Genomic DNA, 26,050 nt, shown 5'->3' with positions numbered 1-26,050 from the left:
CACCTGCCATTCACATGACAGATGATGCGCATACGGATGATAGATAATTGTGAAAAACGTAACCTCCTCACATGTTCTGCCCTTTCGCGCCCTCATCGACGCCTGCTGGAAAGAGAAGTACACCTCGTCACGTTTTATCCGTGACCTGATTGCCGGGATCACCGTCGGCATTATCGCGATTCCGCTGGCGATGGCGCTGGCGATTGGCAGCGGCGTTGCACCGCAGTATGGCCTGTACACCTCGGCCGTGGCCGGGATCGTCATTGCCCTGACCGGCGGCTCACGCTTCAGCGTCTCCGGCCCGACCGCCGCCTTTGTGGTGATCCTCTACCCCGTTTCGCAGCAGTTTGGTCTGGCTGGCCTGCTGGTCGCCACCCTGATGTCCGGCGTCTTTTTGATTCTGTTTGGTCTGGCCCGCTTTGGGCGGCTGATTGAGTACATCCCCCTTTCCGTCACGCTGGGGTTCACCTCGGGGATTGGGATCACCATCGGAACCATGCAGATCAAGGATTTCCTCGGCCTGCAAATGCCCCATGTTCCGGAGCACTATTTACAGAAAGTGGGTGCGCTGTTTATGGCGCTGCCGACGGCCAACCTGGGCGACGCCGCCATCGGGATTGTGACGCTCGGAACACTGATCGTCTGGCCTCGTCTGGGTATCCGTCTGCCCGGCCATCTTCCCGCGCTGCTGCTGGGCTGCGCGGTGATGGCTGTCGTCAATATGTTCGGCGGCCATGTCGCCACTATCGGCTCGCAGTTCCACTATGTTCTTGCGGATGGTTCGCAGGGGAGCGGCATTCCGCAGCTGCTGCCGCAGCTTGTGCTGCCGTGGGATATGCCCGGATCCAGCTTTACCTTAAGCTGGGATTCCCTGCGCGCCCTGCTGCCCGCCGCGTTCTCGATGGCGATGCTGGGGGCAATTGAATCCCTGCTGTGCGCCGTCGTTCTGGACGGGATGACCGGCACCAAGCACAAAGCCAACAGCGAGCTGGTTGGTCAGGGGTTAGGGAACCTCATCGCACCGTTCTTTGGCGGTATTACCGCCACGGCAGCCATCGCCCGTTCTGCGGCCAACGTGCGCGCGGGTGCAACGTCACCCGTTTCGGCAGTTATCCACTCCCTGCTGGTGATCCTCGCCCTGCTGATCCTCGCCCCACTGCTCTCCTGGCTACCGCTTTCCGCCATGGCCGCCCTGCTGCTGATGGTGGCCTGGAACATGAGTGAGGCGCACAAGGTGGTAAACCTGCTGCGTCGGGCGCCGAAAGACGACATCATCGTGATGCTGATCTGCATGTCGCTGACCGTGCTGTTCGATATGGTTATCGCCATCAGCGTCGGGATCGTGCTGGCTTCCCTGCTGTTTATGCGCCGTATCGCGCAAATGACGCGCCTCTCCCCGGTTAACGTGGAGGTGCCTGACGATGTGCTGGTTCTGCGCGTGATTGGCCCGCTGTTCTTCGCCGCGGCGGAAGGTCTGTTCAGCGACCTGGAGTCTCGCATCGCGGGCAAACGGGTTGTGGTGCTGAAATGGGATGCCGTACCGGTGCTGGATGCGGGCGGCCTGGACGCCTTCCAGCGCTTTGTGAAACGTCTGCCTGAAGGCTGTGAGCTGCGGGTGAGTAACCTCGAATTCCAGCCCCTGCGCACCATGGCGCGCGCGGGCGTGCAGCCAATCCCTGGCCGCTTATCCTTCTACCCTAACCGGGAAGCCGCGTTAGCGGATCTGTGAGTTAACCGATGCAGAGAAACGTCTCTGCATCATCACCCCGATCGCCTGCTGGAGCCATGCAAGCACGGCAGGCGTCATCCACGTTCCTTTCATCAGATGCGGTTCCTGCTGCATGGCAGCGCGAAACTTTTGCTGGGTCTCCGGGTTCGTCCCTGCGTACGACTGGAATAACGTCAGCCAGTTTTCCGCCAGCTTCTGCGCCTCCTCCGCAGCAGGATCGAGATTTTCCCGCTGCGCCTGATGCAGCTTCGCCACCAGCGGCGGCCACTCCATCATGCGGTCAAAGTAGTGCTTCCGCGTAAAGGCCATCTCTTCGGGAGTAAGGTACTTCTCCCATATGCTGAGCTTGGATTCCGCAAACGCGCGCGTAATGTAATCCGTCATCTCCGGCGTGATGCCGGTTTGCGCCTGCATCTGTGGCTCTACGCTGTGCATCTCGTTCAGCCGGGTAAGAAACTCCGGTTTGCCCGCCGTGTCCTGCTCCAGGCGCTCCATCCAGCGCGTCGCCAGGTCCTTCGCCCTCTCGTCCGTAACGGGTATATGGTGCTCCAGCAGCGCGTTGGCCTCTGCCACCAGCCCTGACCAGATAGCCGACAGCGCGTCCTTCTGCACCGCAAACGGCAGCTGCTGTAACTCTTCTTTGCTAAACCAGCGATCGTACATATTCATTAACTCCAGAGTCTGTAGCCAGGATTCCAGGTCCGGCGTCGCATCGTCGAGAAGCCCGGTACGCAGTTCGACCAGCCGGTCGCGCAGCGTATGTATGCTGCGCAGCTGTTTATCCAGCAACGTGATTTGCGCATCGAGTAACTCGGTTAACGACAGCGACTCCTGTTCCAGGAAATCCCTGATTTCAGCAAGTTCCAGCCCCGCTTTTGCCAGCGCCTGAATCATATGCAGGCGCTGAACATCCGCCAGGTTGTAAAGCCGGTAACCTGCCGCGCTTCTGGCAGAAGGCAGCAACACTCCTGTTTGCTCATAGTGATGCAATGTGCGTACGGTGATACCGGCCCGTTTCGCCAGTTCACCCACCTGAATCAACATAACTGCTCCTTTTCTTTGCCAGTGCCGCCACTCTGGCGCCTTACGTTACGTGAGGGTCAACCCTTGATGCAAAAAAAAACGACTCCCAGGGAGTCGTTTCGGTATTCTTTCGTCATGGCACTAGCTGTGCTTATGCTGATCTCGACGGCAGCGTTTATCGTAGTGGCGCACCCACCAGTATTTATCGCAGACTTCCTCATGTCCGCTCACGCGCGCCCCGGCGAGCCACAATACCGCACCGAGGAAGATGCTCAGTACCGCGCCATGCGCGAAGTATTGCGGAAGATCAAGCTGCGGCAGCTGGTTTAATATGGAATAACCTACGCCGACGACCATCACAAACAGCCCCAAACCCATCAGCACGTTACCGAGTAGCGAAGCGTTTTTGCGTTTCATGTGTCACCTCCGGAACTTTGGGTTGTCAGGGGAAAAGCCCCTAATCCTTGTGTGTAAAGTATAGACAACGCTCCTTTTATGAGTTGCGTGAATGATCACAATTACAGATAACGCCCAGACAAAAGTTTACAAATAACACGTTGAACAGCTTGAAATTCTAATTGTTCAGGTAAGTAATTATTCGTATTTCGCTGCGACGATCGCAGAATTTTGTCAAGCGGCGCGCCAGACAGTAAACTACGCGCCAGATCTGGAACCCATTAGGAATTGAATCGTGACGATTAAACTGATTGTCGGCCTCGCCAACCCGGGCGCAGAGTATGCGGCTACCCGCCACAATGCCGGGGCATGGTACGTCGATCTGCTGGCCGAGCGGTTACGTGCTCCCCTGCGTGAAGAACCTAAATTCTTCGGGTATACCTCACGTATCAACCTTGCTGGCGCGGATGTTCGCCTGCTGGTCCCCACCACGTTTATGAACCTGAGCGGTAAAGCCGTGGCGGCGATGGCAACGTTTTATCGCATCAATCCGGATGAAATTCTGGTCGCCCACGATGAGCTGGATCTTCCCCCTGGCGTGGCAAAATTCAAGCTGGGCGGCGGGCATGGCGGCCACAACGGTCTTAAAGACATCATCAGCAAGCTGGGCAATAACCCGAATTTCCACCGTTTGCGCGTGGGAATCGGCCATCCGGGCGATAAAAACAAAGTTGTCGGTTTCGTGCTCGGTAAGCCACCGGTTTCTGAGCAGAAACTGATTGATGAGGCGGTAGACGAAGCGGCGCGCTGCACGGAAATCTGGCTGCAAGACGGCTTAACCAAAGCGACAAACCGCTTACACGCTTTCAAAGCGCAATAATCCGCCCGATACGGCTTTTTTACCGCGCGTCATGCGGGTTACGTGTATAATAGGCGTAGTTATTTACTTTTCATCAGTCGGTTATCGTTAACGGATTGATTATCAAGATATTAAGGTGATTTAGAAATGGGATTCAAATGCGGTATCGTCGGTCTGCCAAACGTGGGCAAATCCACCCTGTTTAACGCGCTTACCAAAGCGGGTATCGAAGCGGCGAACTTCCCGTTCTGTACCATCGAACCGAACACCGGCGTGGTGCCAATGCCGGACCCGCGTCTGGACCAGCTCGCGGAAATCGTGAAGCCGCAGCGCATTCTGCCCACCACCATGGAATTCGTGGACATCGCGGGCCTGGTAAAAGGCGCATCCAAAGGCGAAGGTCTGGGTAACCAGTTCCTGACCAACATTCGTGAAACCGAAGCGATCGGCCACGTTGTGCGCTGCTTCGAGAACGACAACATCATCCACGTTAACAACAAAGTGGATCCGGCTGACGACATCGACGTTATCAACACCGAGCTGGCGCTCTCTGACCTCGACACCTGCGAACGCGCGATTCACCGCGTGCAGAAGAAAGCCAAAGGCGGCGACAAGGACGCGAAAGCGGAACTGGCTGCGCTGGAAAAATGCCTGCCACAGCTGGAAAACGCCGGCATGCTGCGCGCGCTGAAAAACCTGACTGACGAAGACAAAGCGGCGATCAAATACCTGAGCTTCTTGACCCTGAAGCCAACCATGTACATCGCCAACGTTAACGAAGACGGTTTCGAGAACAACCCGTACCTGGACAAAGTGCGTGAAATCGCCGCGGCGGAAGGTTCTGTGGTTGTGGCGGTTTGCGCGGCCGTTGAATCCGACATCGCCGAGCTGGACGATGCCGATCGTGAAGAGTTCATGGCCGAGCTGGGTCTGGAAGAGCCGGGCCTGAACCGTGTGATCCGCGCAGGCTATGAGCTGCTGAACCTGCAGACCTACTTCACCGCTGGCGTGAAGGAAGTGCGTGCGTGGACAATTCCTGTGGGTGCAACGGCGCCTCAGGCGGCCGGTAAGATCCACACCGACTTTGAGAAAGGCTTTATTCGAGCGCAGACTATTGCGTTTGAAGACTTCATCACCTACAAGGGTGAGCAAGGCGCGAAAGAAGCAGGCAAGATGCGTGCGGAAGGGAAAGATTACATCGTTAAAGATGGCGATGTGATGAACTTCCTGTTTAACGTTTGATTGGTTTTGAATGAAAAAAATCCACGCTTTGCCGTGGATTTTTTTATTGGGGGGTCAAAACACATTGTCTAAAAGTTCTGCCTTCATACTGGGTTCGAAGGGAATGATTTCGGCAGTCGCAAGCTTCAACGCCTGAAAGGGATCCTCGCGCAAGCGCTCTTCAAGAGAGACCAGACTCTCGCATTTAGCGAGTATGACTCCACCGGTTCTTGGGATCCGTCTACCCGATGCCAGAAATATCCCCTCTGCATACCCCTTTTTTAGCCACTCCACATGAGCAGGTATCGCTGCGTCAACCTCTTCAAGGGGTTTGATATAGGTCAATATGACAATGTAAACCGTACTCATCCTTTGCCTCTTAGCTCTGTTTTAAACCGCTTGTTGGAACTGCTTATTCGGCCCTCTTTGGCTACCGGTTATTGTTATCGTTTTTTGGCGCTTTTGATGTTAATACGCTGGGCCCAATTGAGACAAAGCATTACGCTTCATATCCCAGGAATAAAACCACTCATGCCAGCCGTTTTGCTTTTCCGCATAGCTACAGACCACAACCACTTCCTTTGACAGGTTGAAAGTTAAGTAATAGAAAAATGCGCCTTCAGGAGGTGCAGACCAAAATAGTTTTTCGCCCTGCGCATTGAAGATGGTCAAAACGGTTGGTAATGGCTTTGGCTCGCTTAACGTAAAGACTAACTGGCGAGTTGAGTCGACCATTGCATAGTCTAAAAACGGCATACTAACCAGTATGTTACTTGCACCACATACCCATTGAACCAGGTCATTTTCTTTAATAAAAATGAGATTTTCAATCATTGGTAAACCTCAACGTTTAAAGTTTGATCTGTTTCAAATCACCTTCAAAAAGCCCCACAAGATATACCCGGTATCGGGCTGGCTGCACTTCTTTATACGTTAATACAGTAGAAAATTCTTTTAAACAATTTGAACATGCTTTTTTCGAAACATGTAATTGGCTTTCATCATAGCTAAATTCATTATGATCGCTAACAAGCTTCACTCCTCTCATTTTCTTAACCAAAAAGTATTTTACCTCTTCAGAGAGCGAGTCAAACTCATATGAGTTTACGATGGAATAGACTATTACACCCTCGCATTCAGGGCATGCTATTTTTGCGCCATAATCTATAAAGTCATTATCAATGCCATCCAGGACTAATATCTTCTTTTTCAGTCGATTAGTTATTTTCATTTTTTTAGATTTTAACTTTATTAATAAAAAAGTAAGGCGAGAAGAAAATGAGGGGTTTTATTAATTAATAACATTGTTTAATCAAACATTCCATTCGATATAAATACCACAATCGAAGCTTTTTTCATTAGACTGTACAACAATACTTCCCCATTCATGCTCCCATTGAATTCCATATGGGGGGGTTGTAATTTTAAGTTTAGGCTTTGAGGTTATTTCACTCTCAACCCAGGCTGTCAAGCGTTGCTGCTCATCCGATAAATTACTCAGACTAGCCCTTTTATCCCAATCCTCTAGCGTTTTATAAAAACTTCCATCCTTACTAGTAAGGAATAATGATGGAGTAAAAGAAAATGCTGAGGGCCTCAGTTCCAAAATGAAAATTTGATCTTTCCATTTAATATTATCGATAGCGAAATAATAAGGACCTATTTTAGCCAATGGCGAGAAGAATTTGTAAAATGCGGAATTTTTAAAAGTATCAACATCTTTTAATTCGATTGGGTAGTTGTTAATTGCTACTAATCCAGTATGAACATCAAGTTTCATTTCTAACATATCTAAACAACCTTGTCTGGAAGTGACTACGTTATATTCCAAACTATATATATCCCATGATTAAACGACTTTGTCTCATATGAGACTGAAACCCGCCCCCACGCAAAGTTCCACCTAATGATGTCTGTTTCCATGGTATCAGGCGTGTCTAGGTTTAGTGATTCTTTCAGCCAATCAGACAAACTTTTTACTGATTCATTTAGTATGTGAATATTAGTTCGAGCATTCCAATCATTTAATGCTTTATAGTATTGACTGTTTTTATCAACAAGATGAAGCATAAAAGGAAAACCATAGCACACTGGGCGTATAGTAACTTGAAATTCTTTATCGGAAAACACTGCTGAGTCAACAAGGTAGTGATTTGGCATGGTTTTCTTAACGGCTTTGTGCTTTACTAATTCGCGGTATAAATCACACTTACAAAAGCCTTCTTCAGTATCAATTTCCAAAGGCAGATCATCAAGATTTAGTTCACCTGTAATCGGTTTAAATTTTAATTCAATCATTTTGTCCTGATTTACTTTTTATTGTCTGACAAGATCTTAATAATATAATCGACTCAACATGAGAACATCCATATGAGGAGCATTTTCCGCGTACAAATTATATTTATTATAACCATTTACAATGACACCCGCATAACAATAAAGTCTTATTGCCAATGGTGCAATAAGTCAATCCACATTTCTTTTTCCTCAGCGTTAATTTTTATGCCATCTCTACTTTGTTTTACATACTGCATGTACGTTTCATAAATTGCTCTTATTATCACCGTTTTTTCAGTGCGAGATCCTTCAATCAAAGTCATTAGTTTTTCTAAATAAATTGATGAATCCACTCTTTCGTTGAAAAAAAACCTGAGATAATCGAGTACTTCATTATATGAATCGTAATTCATGATAGGCATCCCTGATTTCATACACTGGTTTGTTTGGCACATCCAATTCTGGAGATACTCGGATATCTGCGTCTCGCTTTCCAGCAGTAGCTTACGCAGGCTCCGTTCGCCCCTTCCCAGCGCTTCTGCCCTTCGATATCCATTATCCGCTCTGGCGTGCCGTTGGGCTGGCAGTGGAACCAGAAGATCTCTGGGGCATTAACGTCGTCAGCATGTGCCAACGGGTCATCACTGTCTGGTCGCAGTATACTTAGGTCATCGGCACGTCCCCGTGCACCTCCTGCAGCAGGCGGTTATGGGTAATTTTTTCAATCGCCCTTCGAACGGATTATCATCAGCGGCGAACAGGTTTTGAATAAAGTTAAAAGAAGGAAATCAGCATAATGCGTGATATATAAAATAAAATCTGTAATTAATATTTTTCTAATGTCCCTCATAGGGGAGGGTAAGGATTGGGACGAGTCAAGAGTCATTTACCCTTCCCCATGCATCAACCTACTCACCTCCCATAAAAAAAACAAACATAATAAACAACCTGAAAAAATCAATTCCCCGTATAACTATTAGTTAGCAAAAATAAAAGTAAATATCACGTATCAAATCTCCATCCGCTTCATCAACGGTTCTTGTTTTGACTTTATTAAAATCAGCTAAAATACCTTTCACTGGCACATCAGGCTTTGATATGTCATCATAAAATGCTTCCTGTTGACTTTCCCGAACATATTTTTTTATTAAAAAAACAAGATTCTTTCGTAACTTTTCCACTGTCATTCATTTTACTCCTGATTTTTAATAACACATTCGAAAAAAACAGATTACCTCCTGACACCGATGGTAATAGCATAACCTTAGCAAAATAATACGGGATATTAAGTAAAAACCCATCCAGCCATTTTTATTTAATATTTTACTGCCATATATTGAACAACTGTTTCCATATCTCCTGTTCCTCATGAGTAGGGACTCTATAATCTTGAGTCTTTCGCCTATATTCCATAAAACATGAGTCTATAGCTCGAATAGCCACCATTTTTTCTTTTCGACAATCATCTAAAATAGATTGCATATCCTGCAAACAATTAGAATCAAGAATATATTTTTGAAAAAACAGCTCCAGGAAATCTAACACTTCATTATAAGATTGTAAATTTATCATGGTTCCTCTGGCAGAATATCAATCTTGTCGCTTTCAAACACTTTGAACAAATGTTTTTCGAAGCGTCTAATTGGCTTTCATCGTAGTTATATTTATTATATTCACTAACAAGCTTCACGCATCTCATTTTCTTAACCAAAAAGCATTTTACCTCTTCAGAGAGCGTGTCAAACTCATATGAGTTTACTATGGAATAGACTATTATGCCTTCGCATTCAGGGCATGCTATTTCTGCGCCATAATTTATAAAGTCATTATCTATACCATCCAGGACCAATAACTTCCTCTTCAGCTGATTAGTTATTTTCATTTTTCATCAAAACCTTAATTAAAACGCAACAAATCAGAATTAATTATAGATATAATGAATAGAGGTGATGTTTTAATTGGATAGATAATTCAAAGATGAATGCGAGCACAAATACATGCCAGAATGCTATGCATGCACACGCCGGGGAAATTGTATGCAATCAAAATTAAAACTGACTAATCATCTTCTATATCAGGGGGTGGTGTCGTAATACCAAGTATTTCTCGGCCAAATCGAATTTCCTCTGCAGTTTTCTTTTTAAGTTTAAGGATAATAACACCCAGTAAAGTATTATTATTTTCATCTGAATAAATCTTGAACGAGTACAACTTACTTCGGATATTAATTACGAATACATTTTCCTTTTCAAAATTTTCAAGGGCAATGATTAAATCATCAAGACCATTAACTTTCAACCCTGAAAATTTAGTATTTTCTTTATGCGCTTTCATTATTCTCAATTCATTTTGAGTACTACTTATAAATGATGCACATTGAAGATTATTCTTTTCATTTAGATAAGAACGAAACTCATCCGGTATTTTTTCTCGTGCATACTCAATAAGTTTATCATTTATCATGGTAGGAATACCTCCACATCGCCACTTCGAATTCCTTTAAGTAAGATTTCGCGTTCCATCCATTCATCAAAAGAATACTCCCACGACCAAGAATCGCCAGGCTTAGGAGCACCAACTTTGACTCTCAATATGACCCCATCAGGCCCTGCGAAGCCTCTAGCTACATCTGGACTATCTGTCCACGAAGTATAGGGGCTGATGCTGGATACCCCTCCGAAGTTATGTTGCTCCGGAGTTATTGATGAATGAACATCCCCAGGAATTACCTTACCATTAAGTGCATTTTCCCATTCGGGATGGTCTTTATGTATACCCCTGTAATTATATTGCCCAGGTTCCGCATCAGGTAGATGTTTATCGGGCTTACAAGGCGACAACCCCCACGGATCCACCCACCCCAGCGCATTCGGCGCATACTGGTAAAGATTTATCCCCCCCGCCAGCCCTATCGGGTCCTGCTGCGTAAATCTTCCGCAGTCCGGGTCGTAATACCGGAACAGATTGTAGTGCAGGCCTGTCTCACGGTCCAGGTATTGCCCCTGCATGCGCAGGTTCTGAGAATATCCTGATACCTGCGTCTCGCTTTCCCGCAGCAGCTTGCCCCAGGCGCTGTTCACGCCTTCCCAGCGCACCTGCCCTTCGATATCCGTCATCCGCTCCGGCGTGCCGTTCGGCTGGCAGTGGAACCAGAAGATTTCATGGTCATCAACGCCGTCAATACGCGCCAGCGGATCGTAGCTGTCCTGATCGCTGTAAACGTAGGTGAGCGGCACATCTCCGTGCACCTCCTGCAGCAGGCGGAACCCTTCCCAGACAAACCGGGTGGTGACCGGCTTGCCGGTTGGCTGTCCGCCTAGCATCTGGCGTCGCGTTTTGCTGATGCGGCGACCGAGCGGATCGTAGCGGAAGCTAACCTGCGTCTGCGGTTTGTTGCGGTCCCGCGGCTGGCTGATGACTTCCGTCAGGCGATGTTCGCCGTCGTAGCGGTAGTGCCAGCGGGTCTGGCCGTTATCCTTCTCCACGGTGCGGCCGTGGATGTCATAACGCCAGCGAATGCCGTTCAGCTGCGTCAGGCGGTTGTGCGTGACCTTCTCAGCAGATCCTTCGAGCGGGTTACCGGCTGCATCCCAGCGCCACTGCTCCTGGCCAGGCAGCGTGCCGTCCTGAACGAGCAGGCGCCCGGCGCTGTCGTACTGCCAGCGGTACCAGCTGAACGGGTTATCGTCCCGCTCTTCGCGCACCAGGTTATTGCGGTAGTCATAATCCCAGCGGCGGGACCAGCGGCGCGGCGACGGGCGCTGGGCGTTGCCGGTAAAGACGTCACGGCGATGCAGTCGGCCAAGGCGGTCGTATTCGCTGCGGGTGGTCAGCAGACCCTGGGTGCGGCTGGTCTCGCGGTGAAGCTCGTCGCGGGTAAAGTCGGAGACCGAGAGCTTATCAAGAGCAATGCTGAGCAGATGCCCGCTGCCGTAGTAGAACTGCTTCAGCTCGCGACCATCGGGCAGCGTGACGGAGGTGCGGTTGCCCAGCGCGTCATACTCCCACGCCAGCTCGCCGTGCTCGCCCGCTTCGCGGGTGACGCGACCGAGTGCGTCATACTCAAAGGCAAGCTCCTGCTCTGCCTCGGTGGTCCACGCGTCGGCTGAAAGCGCCGGATGCAGCCCAATCCGGCTTAATAGCCCGGACGGCGTGTAATGGTAGCGGGTCTGCCCTTCCGGCGTGGTGCGGGCGACCAGCTGGCCGCTCGCGCTCCAGGCGAAGGCGTGGGTGATGGCCTCCGGATGGCCGGCGGCAAAGGTGCGCGCAATCGTGCGCCCGCAGGCATCATAGCGATACTGCGAGGCCACGCCATCGAGCCCCACCTCTTCCAGCAGCAGCGAGTCTGGCCCCCAGCGGAACTGATACGCTTCGCCGTTCTCGTTTTCCAGGGCAATCAGACGCCCGCGGCTGTCCCAGCGGCGGCGCACCTCTTCACCCTGCGTATTTCGGGTGGCGGTTAAGCGCCCCGCCTCGTCGTATCTGAACTCGCTCTCTTTCCCGTCGGCGCCCGCATGCTTCACCGGCAGGCCACGTTCGTTCCATTTGAGCGACTCCGTCCAGCCTTCCGGGCGGTCGAGCTGCACCGGACGCCCTGCGGCGTCGTAGCGGTAACGTGTATCTTCACCGTCGGCGCCAGTCTCAGCCACCAGCCAGCCCAGCGGGTGATAGCGATAGCGGGTAATACGCCCGGAACAGTCCGTCGAACGGACGATCTGCCCGGCCTCGTTGTACTCCTGATAGCGGCTGTTGCCAGCGGCATCGACCTCTTCTACAACCAGGCCAAACTCGTCCCGTCGCAGCTGCGTCGTCTGCCCCATCGGGTCCACCACGCGCTTCAGCCCGTGATGTTCGTCGTACCAGAACCGGGTGGCGCTGCCGTCGGCTTCGATAATGGCCGCGGGAAGCGCGCGGTGCTCCAGCCAGGTGGTGGTGCGGGTATTGCCGTCGGCATCGGTCTCCTGCACCCGGTTGCCCATCTCGTCGTAGACGAAGGTGACGGCGTTGCCGAGCGGATCGATGCGACGCGTGAGAAGCTCGTTATCATCCCACTCGTAGCGCCAGTTTTCACCGCGCTCGTCAACGTAGCGGACAATCAGATTCTGCGCGTTCCAGTAGTGGCGGCGCGTCTGACCATCGTAGTGCTCGACGGTCGTCAGCCCGGCGGCTAAATCATAGCTAAAGCGGCAGCCGTCGCCGGTGCTGGTGCGGTTTTCCACCACGCGCCAGTGGTCGAATTTTTGCCAGCGGTATTCGCTCTCCAGCCCGCCCGGCATCCGGTGCCAGACCATCAGGCCGTGGTCGTTGTAACGGTATTCACGCGTCACCACGCCGGAGGCGTCCGTCGCGCTCGCCAGCTGGCCGCGCGCATCGTAGCCCCACTGCATCAGCGGCCAGGCTTGGTTGCCGTCGAAATGGCTGGCAGCGGTAACGCGATGGGGGAATCGTTCATCTTCATAGCGCAGGGTGACGTCTATCGCCCGCGGCTCGTCGTGAAGACCAACCAGCCTGCCGTGCTCGTCCCACGCCGTCAGCAGCGCGTTGCCGTATTCGTCGCTGAGGGAGGCCAGACGCAGGATGGAGGGATTCGCCCGGGTTGGTTTATACAGACGCCACACCGCGCCGTCATCGTCGGCAATCGCCACGTCGCCGCTCTCATTGCGGCGGATAATGATGCCTTCGCTGATGCTGTAAAACGCGCGGTCGACAGGCGGCAGTTCAAAGCTCAGCTCGCGCCCGGTTTCATCGAACCAGGTCGCATTGTTATCTTCCAGCGAGAGATAGCTGTCAAAGGTCGTTGCCCAGCCCAGACCAAACAGCCCTTCGCGGGTGGTCAGGCTGTTGTAGCTGCGCTGCCAGCGAAGCGGGAAGCGCCCCGGCAGCGAGAAGTCGAGCTCATCGTCGTCGTTCAGCACCTTCACGCCGGTGGCGGCGTGGACCGGGTGCGAGGAGCCAAACACGGCGTTGACCGCCATATCCGCCAGCATCCCGCCGCCGGCCGCGGCCAGCGCGCAGGGCATGTTTTTCAGGATCTTGCCCGGACGCCCGCGCAGCAGGGAGAGCGCAATCATCCCCAGCGCCAGACCCGGCGTTTTACCGCTTTTGATATCGCGGACCGTAAGCGTGTCCCCGCCGATGATCACGTTCGGGGAGACGTCGTCGGAAACGGTGCCTTCGCAGGTGGTGCGATCTTTCGCACGCACCGCGGGCTGCCCGTTGATAAAGACGCTTTTGGAGCCTTCCGCCAGATACTGCGGCCCGGAGTGCTTTTCGCACGCCACCTTGTCCTCTTCCAGCGGCGAGGTTCCCGCGGCGGCTGAGGCAACGCTCGGCTGCCACATTTCGCTGCCAAACTGTCCGGCGGCGGAAAGCAGCATGCCCGCGTAATCGGCAAAGCTGCCCGGTGACTGCGGCTCAGGGGACGGTGTATCGGCGGGCGTGAGCGTGCCTGCCGCGCGCGCGGCAGGGATTGCGTTGGTCAGTACGTTGTTCGAACCGGTGGTGATTTTACCCGCAGGCGACGGCGGGAAAAGCGCATTGCCTAACCCTTCCGCGGCGTTGCTGATATCGTCGGTGATCCCCGCCACGTTCGCCAGCACGCCACCGATAATCCCGCTTAACAGACAGCTGGACCCAATCGCCGCCACGCCCGCTGCGGCGGCTCCGGCACCGAGGAGTGGCGCGGAGGCCGTAGCCGCCAGCCCCACTGCCGCACCGATCACCGCATAGGCGGCACCTTCCGCCACAATGCTGGTGATATCAGCAAAAATGCTGGAGTGAATAATCTCGTCGCCCTTACGGGCCGCGTTGTTATCGCTCATGCCTTACACATTCCGGTTGTCGTTTAGCGTCAGACTCTGCTTAAGCGCGCTCCAGCGCACCTCGTCCTCTTTGGTAAAGGCTCTTAATGCCGAGAGGGTAAAAATCATCAATATCGGTTTGCCCGGCGTCTGCACGGCCAGCTGTTTTTGCCACAGGCGCTGTCCGTTACGGTCAAAGGTGGTCTCGACTTCCAGTCCGCTAATTTTTCCGTCAGGCCCGGCGTTTACGTTCCGGAATTCGCTCTGGGCGATCTCACCCATCTGAGGACGCAACACATCCCACTGGCGGTGAAACTCTTGTTCGTAGTCGCTGCCATCGGGAATCACGCCGCGGCTGACCACCACGGACAGCCCGCTTTCGTCATCGCGAATAATGTTCATGCTGTTATCCTGCCAGGCAGCAGGAAAAAGGGAAAATGAACCTTCCTGGAGGGTGTATTTCATAAGTGAACTCGGGATGATTAATATTGAGAGAAACAAAAAGGCCAATCCATGTTGGCCCTTTGGCTGGCTGTTTTATTATTTACGCCATTGACCTGATTGTTCGACTAAAACATGGCTGCCTTTGCTGACAACCAATTTCACGGGTGCATACGTCACGGTATAAGCGATCTCGCCATTCTTGTAGGTTGAGCCGATTATTTTACCTGCGGGGTCGTGTAACGTTTTCCCCTTTAAGGAGATCGTACTGTTATCGCTTTTGCGCACGCCGAGATAAACCATCTGGTCACATTCACCCTCGAAACGCCCGCACTTGTTTATCAGAGAAATAGTGAACTTTTCGGTGTCCAGTTTTCTGGTTTCAGCGTGATGAACCGAAGCGGCTTTGCGTAACGTATAACGCAGCGGGGTATAAACATTTCCTTTTTGCGGAGGCGTTACCAGACGCCATTCCATTTCACTCCCCTTTATTTCCAGAACAGCCCGTCCGCCTGCGCCGCCAAACGATGAGTTGAACTCTACGTTCGCACGGTTTCCCGCGATCGTACCGCTAAGATTATGCTCATCATCTTCCGGGCAGTCGATGCGGTTTCCTCTCCGGGAGATATAGCAATAAGACCCGGTGATACGGTTGCCTGATTCAGCTAACTGCAGGGTTAACGTCGAGTCGTTGCCAACCCCGCCTGCCCAAACCCCGTCAAACGCAGGTCTCGATTGGCTGTTCGCTGCAAACTGCATCGTATTGAACCTGGCGGCCCATTGCTGAATATCGGCATTAATCGGCTGACTATTATCAGAGGACTGGTAATGGATAACGTTTGATTCTGGAACCACCCAGGCCGCGAAGATTTTGCCGTCAGGATTGATAACCAGCGCTGAGGCATTTTCCTGGTAGAGATCCTTTAGCCAGCCCTCAACAAACAATCCTCCACCTGGAGTGGTATGCGGTTCGCCAAAGACATCAAAGTTATCAATAAAGGCCTGGTAATGATTTCCCAGCGTTTTCCTGAGAATGTCCGTCACTTCGCTATCATTAACGATGCGACTTACCGTATCGAGCTTATTGTACTGCGATAATTCAAGTGCCGTAGAGGTTTCAACGACGCCAGCCAATAAAGCCGCGCACAATGCGGATGCTAAAAGTTTATTGGACATAATTTACTCTGAAGAACCATTATCGTAATTCATTGTTATTTTCACAACGTTGCCGCCCTTCATCTCAAAAGAGAGTACTTTTTTACCCAACGCATAGGAAACCCACTGGGTCCCTGAATCATTTTCAACAAGGCCATTGCCGTATGCGTTGTTCAGCTCTCTGGTTGTTGAACCCACATGGACACCCCGCGGCGTTGCGAAGTCTTCGGCAGTCAGCGTAATCTGCGACACGATATAATCATCAACGCTTCTTTCAGCTTTATCCCACCAGAGATTGGAACTGAATATTTCTAACCCATCCCTTTGATGCTGGTAGAATTTATAGTTCGTTCCGTCAAAAGGAACCTCACCGACAAAGTTGCCTTCCCACGGCACATCAATTTTACCGGCACTATCAGGAGACCATCGGTCGCCCAATGCGACAGGCTGGTCTTTGATCTGCACAGAAAAATCCCGTTTTGTCAGAACGGGAGGCATCACCTGAGCCAAAACCACATTGCTGCCGAGACAGGTAAACATCAGGGCAGAAAAAAGAAATGTCGGCGTGTGTTTTTTCACGTTAATCGTCATTTATTGAATGTGTATTGCAATTATCATCCAGAAGAAACCGCCAGGACATGAGTGCAGTATTTCTTAGTCTGCGCTAATGACGACTGAACCCAGACGGTGAGGATTTTTCACGGTGAAACTGAAGCTCACCTTTTGTCCATTCATATCTTTTCGGGCTGTATAGCTGGTCACTTCGTTCTCCGAACGGCCGCGCGGATAATCAGTTAACCTCAACTGCGGATAGCGCTTTTTAACGGTATCAAGCGTTATGCATTGACCTGAGGAGGGTGAAAAATTCAGTAAAGGCGCCATGCCGTCGTTATCTTTGCTTAAACGTAACTCAATTGCGGTTATGTTCGTCCCATCAGCGAGTTTGATATCGTCGGCATTGTAGAAATTGATATATTCATTTTGCCTGGTCATCTTAAACGATAACGGCGCATTACTAAGGGTTGTAACGGATAACGTCTTAAGCGATGCGCTCATCCCGGAAATGAACATCCAAAGATCCTTTTTCTGAGCGTCTCCTTCAGCCATTCCCGTCGTTAATAATGCGATAAGTACCGCACCGGCCTTACTCATCTTTTGGCGTAAATTTCGCCTGCACCGCCGCATCAATATCCCCTTTATGCCCCGATCCCGGCGCCGTCGTGCCCGGCTTGGTTCCCGACGTGTTCAGATGCAGCTTACCGCCCGTAGTGATATACCCATCCCCCTCGACAAAGAAGTTAAACTCTTTGCCGATCAGGTTAATCTTGCCGTTCGCGTTGAGTTCAATGGCGCTCTCACCAGAGACCAACCGCAGCTTCGTCCCGGAAGCGATAACATACTGCTCCACCGCCGCATCCAGCTTGCCTTTCCCCGTCAGGATCTCTGTGCCGCCCTTCACCGCCTGAGTCTGATTCGCTTCCACGCGATGCAGTTCATTTTTCTTCACGTAATGGCTGCGCGCTCCGCCGACGCTGTGCGTTTCATCATTTTTAACGCTGGTGTCCATGTTGCGCTCGGCCTGGATCCATACCTGTTCTGCGCCCGCTTTATCCTCAAACCGCAGGGCATTGGCATTGTCCACGGAACCGTCTTTCGTGCGGCTCATAAAGCCCATCTGCGTCGCCGCAGCCGGCAGCGCCCACGGCGGCATGCTCGCGTCGTTGTACACCCGACCGGTAATGATCGGACGGTCCGGGTCGCCGTTGATAAAGTCCACCACCACCTCATCGCCCACGCGCGGGATCTGCACCCCGCCGTAGCCCTGGCCCGCCCACGCGCTCGACACGCGCACCCAGCAGGAGCTGGTGTCATCGCCCTTCGCCAGCCGGTCCCAGTGGAACTTCACCTTCACCCGACCGTATTTGTCCGTCCAGATACTTTCCCCGCTCGGCCCCACCACTTTCGCCGTCTGCGGGCCGTAGGTGCGCGGCCACGCCGTGGTCTGCGCCGGACGGTACACCACCGCCGACGGGATGACCGTGAAATCGGTCCGGTGTATGGTTTCCCCCTCGCCGCTGGCGTAGCGGTTCTCTTCGAAGTGGTAGCCCGCCGCCGTCACCAGATACTCCCCGTTGTCGCTGAAGAACGGCGCGTTGGTTAAGGTGAAGGTGTGACCGGGCGCAATCCCCGCTGCCGTCGCGGTGGCCTGAATCTGCTGATGCTCCACCTGCCAGCGCTCCTGACGGATACGGGCATAGAACTCCCCGTGCCCCTTGTCCACAAAGCGACCCGGCCAGTCGTACACGTCGATGCTGCCTGGCTTCGGCGATGCCGGGTTCTGCTGGGCCTGGAACAGCCACGCGTTCGGCTTGCGGAAGTCATAGTCATCGAGGCTGTAAATCCCCGGCGTCACGCTGTCCTCCAGCGCCCACTGGCTGATGCCCTCTTCATCCGTACTGCCGCCTGACGGCGTCTGGTGGTAGGGAATGACCTCATAGCCGCTGAACGGCTGGTACTGCGTGGCGGCGTCGGTCAGCACCAGGGTGTGCTTGTCCGCCTCATGGCGGAAGTGATACGCAATCCCCTCCAGCTCCATCAGGCGGCTGATGAAGTCCAGGCTCGACTCCTGATACTGCACGCAGTAGTCCCACACCCGGTAGCTGCCGGTGAGTTTGTCCTCAACGTTGACCTGATGCTCACCCAGCAGGGTTTTCACAATCTGCGGCACCGTCTGACCCTGGAAAATACGCAGGTTACGGTCGCGCTTCATCGGCCACAGGTCCGGCTCCACCGTCAGCTGGTACACCGCATAGCGGGTGCCCGTCAGCTCAACGGCGCTGACCGCCACGCGGGTAATCTTGCCGTTAATATAGCGGGACGTCAGCAGGCTCTGCGTCGGGATGGTCACCGTGACCGGCTGGCCCAGCAGCTTACTGCGGTCAATGCGCGCGTCCGTGCCGAGCACGGTCAGCGTCAGCGCGAACGACTCGGACATCGACTCGCGGCCCGTCAGTTTCCAGAACAGAAGCCCCTCCACCGGGAGCTGAACGGTAATTCGGTTGAGCATAATCTTTATTCCACTATGGACTAATCTCGGTGTTCATTGAGATATTTTTTAAATCGTGCTTATTTAAGCCATAAACCTGAAAACATAAGGACGCTCCCCAGGGAAACTACGCCTTTAGCAACGATAAGTAGGCAAGGCGCAACGACGCGTGTTATAGACGATATTGCTTCATAATTTTCAGCATTGTATTTTTTGTGCCCTCCTGTAATCCCGGAAAAGATCGTGCAGAGCAGCACAACGGTAACTTTTAGTCCCCATACGCACAGGAAAGACATGGAAAAGATAATCGAATAGTGTTTCGCCGTTGCGACGGAGAATAATGACATTGACTGAGCGAGCCATTTCAACGTAAAACCAATAACAACCGTAACCACTAGCACCAGAACGAACATCAACCCAGCAAGGAACCATTGTTTTTTACTGAATAAGTCTTTTCCATTCCAGATATAAACCAAAGTGATGAAAATGAAAAATATACAACCAATCCATTTCACCTTTCATTCTCCACTATTTTTATTTGTGACCATACAAACAGTAAAACAAATCAACCAAGACCTGGATGTTCACATCTTATCAGATATAAAAACAAAAAATTAATCAATTGCGATATCTTTTTTGTCTTTTCAAACACTCCAAATCTTGTTCATGCGGAAGAATAATCTTTAATCCTTGTCCCATCTGCGAAGCTATATAATTAGCATTAGATAAATGTTCAGCAAGTTCGGCATCTGTTGTATCAAATTCTTTGGACGCGAGTGCTCCTAAGTTCAATGCATGTAATTTACTTTTATCTTTTTCAGCACCGATTAAAAGAGATTTAATATAATCCAACTGACACTTCACCATAACATATAGTGAAAAATCAGGTTTTATTTCCAATCGTTGATTGATTATATCAATGGCATCATTAATGTAATCCAGACCGGTATAGCTTTCTTTATTCTTGTGCAATCTTACACCGATTTCATCTTGAAAAATACTCTATCCTTCCATTTTTTTGCTGGCGAGGTCGTTTTTTAACCGAAAATATAGGGTGCGAGAAAACAACATTACCTAATAGTTGTATTTTATTGCTGAGCAATTCAATATATTTTCAGTGCTGGCTAGGTGAGTTTTTTCTCACATATAACTTCACATTAACACAACATTTTCTGTTCAACTAAATGGCACGCTACAATAGCCGTGCCATAGGAATTATTCAATTATAATAAATTGTCCTCAGGTGCTCTATCGAATAACTCACCTGCCATTGTGGCGATACGTTCGTGTTGCACGAGTTTATCTTTCCAGTCCTGCGGAATACCGGAATAACCATATAATGCCCCCGCGATTTGACCCGCCGTCGCTGCAACGCTGTCAGCATCATCGGCAAGGTTAGCTGCCAGTAGAATGGCATCACGGAAATTATCAGTATTCCATACGGACCACATCGCGGCCTCAAGCGTATCGATAACATAACCACTTGAACGAATCTGATCGCGAGTTTTTTGCTTATACTCACCCGCGTTGATTATCATTACACGTGGCTGAAGCGGCATGACGTGCGGAGAAAAAACAAAAGCTTTATTGCTACCGTTAATCATATGCACAAGCAAATAACTTAAATACTGTGTACTATTTATTGCTTCCGCGGCACCGTGTGTTGCGATACTTTGTTTTTTAGCTTCATAAAACGCTTTGCTTAATGATTTTCTAAAAAAAATAGAGACAGGTGCTTGCCTGATAATGGAAGCATTACCTGCAGTTTCTGGTGCTGTATTACCGATCCACCCAGGACCAACAGTTAAATATTGCTCTAAAGCAAACCGAGTTGTATTTCCTATATCAAAACAGATGCCATTTGAACTGTTATAACCATGCCGATGCCATTCCAGAAGCTTATTCCTGAAGCATATAGTATCAGCATCACCTTTCTCAAGAAGCGTTTCCGCAAGACATAATGCCATGGATGTATCATCCGTCCATTCACCTGCGCGGAGTCGAAATGGCCCACCACCTATCATATCTTTGACATGTGCTTTGTCACGAGGTAAAAATTCGAGCGTCGTACCTACAGCATCTCCAACAGCAAGACCTATAAGCGCACCGACAGCACGATCCCGTGATTCCGCGAGTGAGATGTTACATTGTGGTGTTAAGTCCCATTGTTTTTGTGCATCGCAATCAAAAGATGATTCTAATAGTTTATCATTATATTTATACTGCATCTTCTGCTGGACTGAAAGACTGCTAACAGGTAAGTACTTACGATATATATCTACATATTTTAACAATACATTCAAATTAGCATGTAAGTCTATCACCATTCACCCATAATAAAATATTTTTAATATCAAACCCTAAAATTCACCAGGATATTTCATTTTAAGATTATGTTGTTTCATTTTGTAATTGGCATCAACCTCATGCGGCAGTCTAACCTTTAACCCTCGGCGGATTTGATCCACAATAAACCAGGCATCCGACAACCTTTCAAAAAACAACTCATCAGAATTATCAAACTCCTTTGCTGCATACATACCGAAAGTCATTTTCCATAATTTTGCTTTATCCTTTTCCTTGCCTTCGATTAAATCCCGTAGAAATATTAATTGTTGTACAATAGAATCGTACATTTGTAAAAGTGGGGAGTGGGGGTTGAGATGTTTTACCTCAGCATATCTCTTTTCTGCTAAAGTTAATGCTTTTTCAACATAATTTAGAGCTGTCATGTTATTCATTATATGGAGTCCAAATATCACGCTTAGTGGTAAACCATTGTATCCCACCGCCTTCTGTCTGGAAAGGTTTGTCTGGTACAGACCAGGTGTCCAAGGCTGGTGTGGCACTACTTCGAAGCATCTCAACTTTTTGTTGCGCTTGATAAGCTTTTACTTCTTTAGGAACAATTAACCCCGTATCCCTGACCTGTCCCTCTGGGTTAATGCCTAGTTTTGTGGCAGGGGTCGATTCGTCAAGAGAATACCAGTTTCCTTGCCAATTCCCTGGGGATTGATTCTGATAAGCTATTTTGCCTTTATTGATTGTTTCAATTGTCACTCTCTGTTCAAGATCTATACCGCTGCGATAAGCTGGTATTTTACTTTCTTCAACACCCTGAGAACGCATAAAATCATCAACAATTTTTTGATTTGCACGGATATTAATATCTCTATTAAGATCGCCCGTGCGTCCAAATTTTTCATTAAGTTCAGCTCTTCGGGCCGAAATATTTGGCTTAACCGGTTCGAGAACAGGCTTACCAGCCCGCCACGCATCAAACCTTGCCCCGCCTTTCATGCCAGCCCCGCCGCCAATAACCGAACCGATCAGCATCCCCCATTTCTGACCGTCGCTACCTTCGCCAAACAGCATTCCCCCCGCATAACTACCGACTGTCCCACCGCCCATCGCACCGAGGGTACTCAGAAGTGCGATTGCCGGACTGGCCAGCACCGCCATGGCTCCGGCACCAACGGCGAGCATCGTCCAGTTCACCCATTCCGGTATTTCAGGACTTATTTCATCGGTCTGAACCTTGCTTCCACCGATAATAACATTTCGCGATCCCTGGCTAATCTCAGCGCTGCATGTCAGCTTATCGCCAGTGCGAGAGGCGGGAAAGTTGTTGATGTAAACCTTTATCGAACCTTCGGCAACCCGTTGCAGACTACCGCTGTGTTCGTCACACTCTCCGGCTGACAGATGAGCGCGGATAGCCTTTCGGCTGTTGATAAAGACATTGGGTGAACCTTCTTTTAGCGTACCGGTAGTATGGCGTGGAGCCCATGACATACTGCCGAGGAGCTCACCCAACCCACCCGCAGCGCATGCCCCAGCCGCAACGGCAGAAACAGCAACCAGCGCGGTCCCTCCGGTGACGACAACGGCAGCTGCGCCCAGAATGGCCCCGCCCACCAATCCTGCAATCATCCAGCCTTTTGAGGCTGTATGTGCAATCTCATCATCTACGCGAGCAGCCTGACATTCGGACATGGCTATTCGGCTCGCTGTGCCATCAGATACTTACGGATCCGGTCGGCTGTATCAAGCGGGTCAGAACCAGACACCTGGCGGCATACGGAAAGCTGTGAAAGTAGGTGATGTGATTTGTCTGCGAAAGTCGTCCACAGCGCGTAACGAAGGGGTTGGCTCCCCGGAACAGGTGCAATACTGAGTGGTTTACCCTGTTTTTCAAAAAGCAAATATTGCCCCTCTTTCGCCCGCTGAAGCGAAAGATGTCCATACAGTTCCTGAATGTTTTCAAAGACACTCAATTCCTTACTCTCACTATCAAGCGCAAAAAATGGCCCCTGGCTGTCGGCAGCGAGCATTTCTCTAGTTTCAGTCTGAGCCGGTTTGTGGAACTTAATACTGCGGATAATTTCCTGATATTGATTATGATAATAATCGCTAAACTCGCCCGGGCAAGTACCGATATAACACACCATCTTTTGGCCGCCAGGATGGTCACCGAGCAAAATAACGGTCTGCCTCTGGAAAATGATCGCATTATCATTTTTGAATTGATAAAAAAGCTCAACCGCCGGGAGACCATCAACAGAGGTCATCTGCGAGGATTCGAGACGAAAGTCGGGCACCGTAATTTCCAGTTCACGTACCAAACGAGTTGCCGCATCATGGACTTTATCTTCGTTTTTAGCACTCGCACGAGAAACAACAAAAGTAAACTCGCTGGCTCCGTTATCACTCAGGGTAAATAAATTCATGGTTCTGTCTTTAAATACATCGGGTAAGGCAAGGGATGCTTCCTGAAGAATATATTCAGCCATTCGGGTTACTCTTACTTATTGCCATTAATAACAAAAAAACTATCCACTTCCTGCTGGATTTCACCCTGAAGGGATGCGCCAGGCGGATCGATGACATTTTGTCCATCATCAGGGTTCAAATGTAATTCGCCGGAAAGCGTATTAATTTGCGCGTTCTGTTTCGCAGTAAAGTTAAAATTATTACCAATGATATGGACGCTGCCGTCTTTTGATAGCTCGATGGCGCTTTCACCACATTCCAGTCTCAGCGTATTTCCTGCGGAAAGTATAAAATTATTAACGACTTTATCGTTTCGACTGTTCCCCGTCAGGCATACCACATCGCCTTTAATCCCTGATTTCTGATTTTTCGCTACCCGTAAGGTTTCATCTTCGCCAACGAACTGGGTTCGATTTTTTTCAGTAGAATGTGTTTCGTCGTTTTTGACGTTAATATCCAGATTGCGCTCGGCCTGGATCCATACCTGTTCTGCGCCCGCTTTATCCTCAAACCGCAGGGCATTGGCATTGTCCACGGAACCGTCTTTCGTGCGGCTCATAAAGCCCATCTGCGTCGCCGCAGCCGGCAGCGCCCACGGCGGCATGCTCGCGTCGTTGTACACCCGACCGGTAATGATCGGACGGTCCGGGTCGCCGTTGATAAAGTCCACCACCACCTCATCGCCCACGCGCGGGATCTGCACCCCGCCGTAGCCCTGGCCCGCCCACGCGCTCGACACGCGCACCCAGCAGGAGCTGGTGTCATCGCCCTTCGCCAGGCGGTCCCAGTGGAACTTCACCTTCACGCGGCCGTATTTGTCCGTCCAGATACTCTCGCCGTTCGGGCCCACCACCTTCGCGGTCTGCGGGCCGTAGGTGCGCGGCCACGCCGTGGTCTGCGCCGGACGGTAGACCACCGCCGACGGAATGACCGTGAAATCGGTCCGGTGAATAGTTTCACCCTCGCCGCTGGCGTAGCGGTTCTCTTCGAGGTGGTAACCCGCCGCCGTGACCAGATACTCACCGTTGTCGCTGAAGAACGGCGCGTTGGTTAACGTGAAGGTGTGCCCGGGCGCAATCCCCGCCGCCGTGGCGGTGGCCTGAATCTGCTGATGCTCAACCTGCCAGCGCTCCTGACGAATGCGGGCATAGAACTCCCCGTGCCCTTTGTCCACAAAGCGCCCCGGCCAGTCGTACACGTCGATGCTGCCCGGCTTCGGCGATGCCGGGTTCTGCTGGGCCTGGAACAGCCACGCGTTCGGCTTGCGGAAGTCATAGTCGTCGAGGCTGTAAATCCCCGGCGTCACGCTGTCCTCCAGCGCCCACTGGCTGATGCCCTCTTCATCCGTACTGCCGCCGGATGGCGTCTGGTGGTAAGGAATAACCTCATAGCCGCTGAACGGCTGGTATTGCGTGGCGGCATCGGTCAGCACCAGGGTGTGCTTGTCCGCCTCATGGCGGAAGTGATACGCAATCCCCTCCAGCTCCATCAGACGGCTGATGAAGTCCAGGCTCGACTCCTGATACTGCACGCAGTAGTCCCACACCCGGTAGCTGCCGGTGAGTTTGTCCTCAACGTTGACCTGATGCTCGCCCAGCAGGGTTTTCACAATCTGCGGCACCGTCTGCCCCTGGAAGATACGCAGGTTGCGGTCGCGCTTCATCGGCCACAGGTCCGGCTCCACCGTCAGCTGGTACACCGCATAGCGGGTGCCCGTCAGCTCAACGGCGCTGACCGCCACCCGGGTAATCTTGCCGTTTATATAGCGGGGCGTCAGCAGGCTCTGCGTCGGGATGGTCACCGTGACCGGCTGGCCCAGCAGCTTACTGCGGTCAATGCGCGCGTCCGTGCCGAGCACGGTCAGCGTCAGCGCGAACGACTCGGACATCGCCTCGCGGCCCGTCAGTTTCCAGAACAGAAGCCCCTCCACCGGGAGCTGAACGGTAATTCGGTTGAGCATAATCTTTATTCCATCTAGCTTATGCGATGCAGATAAGAGGTTCTGCATCTGTGATAAAGCGTCATTCAAGAAAGGGGCTTTTCCCTCTTGATCATCCAAAAAACAAGAGAGTAGATTTTCAGTGACTCTGATGTGACAAATAAACCTACATTCAACCAGATGTTTAAAAAATCAAACATACTTACTCAAAGAGGGAACAATGAGACCGAACATCTGAATGAAATCAAGCGAAAAAATTCCTGAGCGAGTGCAAGTTTAACCGCTCCGATCTTTCGCTTGAAGAATAAACAGGCCGAAGTACACAAAGAGAGTAATAAAAGTAAGTCAAGCACAAAAAAAAGCATGACCAAAATGCTGAAACCATCACCTG

General features: G+C 51.0%; 26 protein-coding genes. 3 read left to right on the top strand and 23 right to left on the bottom strand.

Features of this window, described 5'->3' with window-relative positions; all coding sequences use genetic code 11:
• The first annotated feature begins 49 nt into the window (after positions 1 to 49).
• A complete protein-coding gene (dauA, locus tag LLF79_RS04220) occupies positions 50 to 1,729 on the top strand; it encodes a C4-dicarboxylic acid transporter DauA (protein WP_227879124.1) in 1,680 nt (559 codons plus the stop codon).
• Here the strand turns inward: dauA and LLF79_RS04215 are convergent.
• Entirely contained in the window at positions 1,715 to 2,773 is a 1,059-nt protein-coding gene (locus tag LLF79_RS04215; RefSeq protein WP_227879123.1) for a MerR family transcriptional regulator, read from the bottom strand. The two genes, dauA and LLF79_RS04215, sit on opposite strands and share 15 nt — an antisense overlap.
• Before the next feature lie 120 nt (positions 2,774 to 2,893).
• Positions 2,894 to 3,169 (bottom strand): stress-induced protein YchH, encoded by a 276-nt coding sequence (gene ychH / locus LLF79_RS04210; RefSeq protein WP_008499505.1) that lies wholly within the window; start codon positions 3,167 to 3,169, stop codon positions 2,894 to 2,896.
• Positions 3,170 to 3,443: 274 nt separating this feature from the next.
• Here ychH and pth point away from each other — a divergent pair, with 274 nt between their 5' ends.
• Both pth and ychF read left to right on the top strand, forming a co-directional pair.
• Entirely contained in the window at positions 3,444 to 4,028 is a 585-nt protein-coding gene (gene pth, locus LLF79_RS04205) for an aminoacyl-tRNA hydrolase (RefSeq protein WP_008499504.1), read from the top strand.
• Between the two features lie 126 nt (positions 4,029 to 4,154).
• Positions 4,155 to 5,249 carry a redox-regulated ATPase YchF gene (gene ychF / locus LLF79_RS04200; protein WP_003856650.1) on the top strand — a complete coding sequence of 365 codons (1,095 nt, stop codon included), beginning with the start codon at positions 4,155 to 4,157 and terminating at the stop codon, positions 5,247 to 5,249.
• 54 nt (positions 5,250 to 5,303) lie between these two features.
• On the opposite strand, the gene LLF79_RS04195 is transcribed toward ychF, so the two are convergent.
• The 21 genes from LLF79_RS04195 to LLF79_RS04090 all read right to left on the bottom strand — a co-directional run bounded on the left by LLF79_RS04195 (position 5,304) and on the right by LLF79_RS04090 (position 25,680).
• Positions 5,304 to 5,597, bottom strand: coding sequence for a YciI family protein (locus LLF79_RS04195; RefSeq protein WP_038416202.1), 294 nt, complete (start codon positions 5,595 to 5,597; stop codon positions 5,304 to 5,306).
• 99 nt (positions 5,598 to 5,696) lie between these two features.
• The gene (locus tag LLF79_RS04190) at positions 5,697 to 6,062 is read right to left on the bottom strand and encodes a hypothetical protein (protein ID WP_038416203.1); all 366 of its coding nucleotides are present in this window, start codon (positions 6,060 to 6,062) and stop codon (positions 5,697 to 5,699) included.
• 16 nt (positions 6,063 to 6,078) lie between these two features.
• A complete protein-coding gene (locus LLF79_RS04185) occupies positions 6,079 to 6,459 on the bottom strand; it encodes a hypothetical protein (protein ID WP_070533126.1) in 381 nt (126 codons plus the stop codon).
• Between the two features lie 81 nt (positions 6,460 to 6,540).
• Positions 6,541 to 7,017: a hypothetical protein gene (locus LLF79_RS04180; RefSeq protein WP_070533128.1), complete on the bottom strand. Its 477-nt coding sequence runs from the start codon at positions 7,015 to 7,017 to the stop codon at positions 6,541 to 6,543.
• Between the two features lie 26 nt (positions 7,018 to 7,043).
• Positions 7,044 to 7,526, bottom strand: a complete 483-nt coding sequence (locus LLF79_RS04175; protein WP_070533130.1) for a hypothetical protein — start codon at positions 7,524 to 7,526, stop codon at positions 7,044 to 7,046.
• Positions 7,527 to 7,672: 146 nt separating this feature from the next.
• The gene (locus tag LLF79_RS04170; RefSeq protein WP_038416206.1) at positions 7,673 to 7,918 is read right to left on the bottom strand and encodes a hypothetical protein; all 246 of its coding nucleotides are present in this window, start codon (positions 7,916 to 7,918) and stop codon (positions 7,673 to 7,675) included.
• A gap of 567 nt (positions 7,919 to 8,485) precedes the next feature.
• The gene (locus LLF79_RS04160) at positions 8,486 to 8,692 is read right to left on the bottom strand and encodes a hypothetical protein (RefSeq protein ID WP_045261114.1); all 207 of its coding nucleotides are present in this window, start codon (positions 8,690 to 8,692) and stop codon (positions 8,486 to 8,488) included.
• Positions 8,693 to 9,563: 871 nt separating this feature from the next.
• Positions 9,564 to 9,968, bottom strand: a complete 405-nt coding sequence (locus LLF79_RS04155) for a hypothetical protein (RefSeq protein WP_070533135.1) — start codon at positions 9,966 to 9,968, stop codon at positions 9,564 to 9,566.
• A complete protein-coding gene (locus LLF79_RS04150) occupies positions 9,965 to 14,326 on the bottom strand; it encodes an RHS repeat-associated core domain-containing protein (RefSeq protein WP_227879122.1) in 4,362 nt (1,453 codons plus the stop codon). Before LLF79_RS04150 ends, LLF79_RS04155 begins: the two co-directional genes overlap by 4 nt.
• Positions 14,327 to 14,329: 3 nt before the next feature.
• Positions 14,330 to 14,770: a DcrB-related protein gene (locus tag LLF79_RS04145; protein ID WP_008499497.1), complete on the bottom strand. Its 441-nt coding sequence runs from the start codon at positions 14,768 to 14,770 to the stop codon at positions 14,330 to 14,332.
• A 75-nt stretch (positions 14,771 to 14,845) separates the two neighbouring features.
• Positions 14,846 to 15,922 carry a hypothetical protein gene (locus LLF79_RS04140; protein ID WP_163342228.1) on the bottom strand — a complete coding sequence of 359 codons (1,077 nt, stop codon included), beginning with the start codon at positions 15,920 to 15,922 and terminating at the stop codon, positions 14,846 to 14,848.
• Between the two features lie 3 nt (positions 15,923 to 15,925).
• Positions 15,926 to 16,480 carry a hypothetical protein gene (locus LLF79_RS04135; protein WP_227879121.1) on the bottom strand — a complete coding sequence of 185 codons (555 nt, stop codon included), beginning with the start codon at positions 16,478 to 16,480 and terminating at the stop codon, positions 15,926 to 15,928.
• A 75-nt stretch (positions 16,481 to 16,555) separates the two neighbouring features.
• Positions 16,556 to 17,053: a hypothetical protein gene (locus LLF79_RS04130; protein WP_227879120.1), complete on the bottom strand. Its 498-nt coding sequence runs from the start codon at positions 17,051 to 17,053 to the stop codon at positions 16,556 to 16,558.
• Positions 17,046 to 18,968, bottom strand: coding sequence for a type VI secretion system Vgr family protein (locus tag LLF79_RS04125; RefSeq protein ID WP_150323102.1), 1,923 nt, complete (start codon positions 18,966 to 18,968; stop codon positions 17,046 to 17,048). Before LLF79_RS04125 ends, LLF79_RS04130 begins: the two co-directional genes overlap by 8 nt.
• A gap of 59 nt (positions 18,969 to 19,027) precedes the next feature.
• The gene (locus LLF79_RS04120) at positions 19,028 to 19,462 is read right to left on the bottom strand and encodes a hypothetical protein (protein ID WP_227879119.1); all 435 of its coding nucleotides are present in this window, start codon (positions 19,460 to 19,462) and stop codon (positions 19,028 to 19,030) included.
• 103 nt (positions 19,463 to 19,565) lie between these two features.
• Positions 19,566 to 19,919, bottom strand: a complete 354-nt coding sequence (locus tag LLF79_RS04115; RefSeq protein WP_227879118.1) for an immunity protein Tsi6 family protein — start codon at positions 19,917 to 19,919, stop codon at positions 19,566 to 19,568.
• A gap of 251 nt (positions 19,920 to 20,170) precedes the next feature.
• Positions 20,171 to 21,271, bottom strand: coding sequence for an ADP-ribosylarginine hydrolase Tri1 (gene tri1 / locus LLF79_RS04110; protein WP_047747449.1), 1,101 nt, complete (start codon positions 21,269 to 21,271; stop codon positions 20,171 to 20,173).
• 36 nt (positions 21,272 to 21,307) lie between these two features.
• Positions 21,308 to 21,688, bottom strand: a complete 381-nt coding sequence (locus tag LLF79_RS04105) for an immunity protein Tsi6 family protein (protein WP_008503524.1) — start codon at positions 21,686 to 21,688, stop codon at positions 21,308 to 21,310.
• The gene (locus tag LLF79_RS04100; RefSeq protein ID WP_008503525.1) at positions 21,681 to 22,943 is read right to left on the bottom strand and encodes a polymorphic toxin type 46 domain-containing protein; all 1,263 of its coding nucleotides are present in this window, start codon (positions 22,941 to 22,943) and stop codon (positions 21,681 to 21,683) included. Before LLF79_RS04100 ends, LLF79_RS04105 begins: the two co-directional genes overlap by 8 nt.
• A 2-nt stretch (positions 22,944 to 22,945) precedes the next feature.
• Complete coding sequence (locus tag LLF79_RS04095) at positions 22,946 to 23,740, bottom strand: DcrB-related protein (protein WP_008503526.1); 795 nt, start codon at positions 23,738 to 23,740, stop codon at positions 22,946 to 22,948.
• Between the two features lie 11 nt (positions 23,741 to 23,751).
• A complete protein-coding gene (locus LLF79_RS04090; RefSeq protein ID WP_163341504.1) occupies positions 23,752 to 25,680 on the bottom strand; it encodes a type VI secretion system Vgr family protein in 1,929 nt (642 codons plus the stop codon).
• Positions 25,681 to 26,050: the final 370 nt, after the last annotated feature.

The organism is Enterobacter cloacae complex sp. 2021EL-01169, from assembly GCF_020733125.1.
Classification (GTDB): domain Bacteria; phylum Pseudomonadota; class Gammaproteobacteria; order Enterobacterales; family Enterobacteriaceae; genus Enterobacter; species Enterobacter roggenkampii.
The sequence above is the reverse complement of the archived record's forward strand: the minus strand, read 5'-3'. Positions and strand labels throughout refer to the sequence as shown.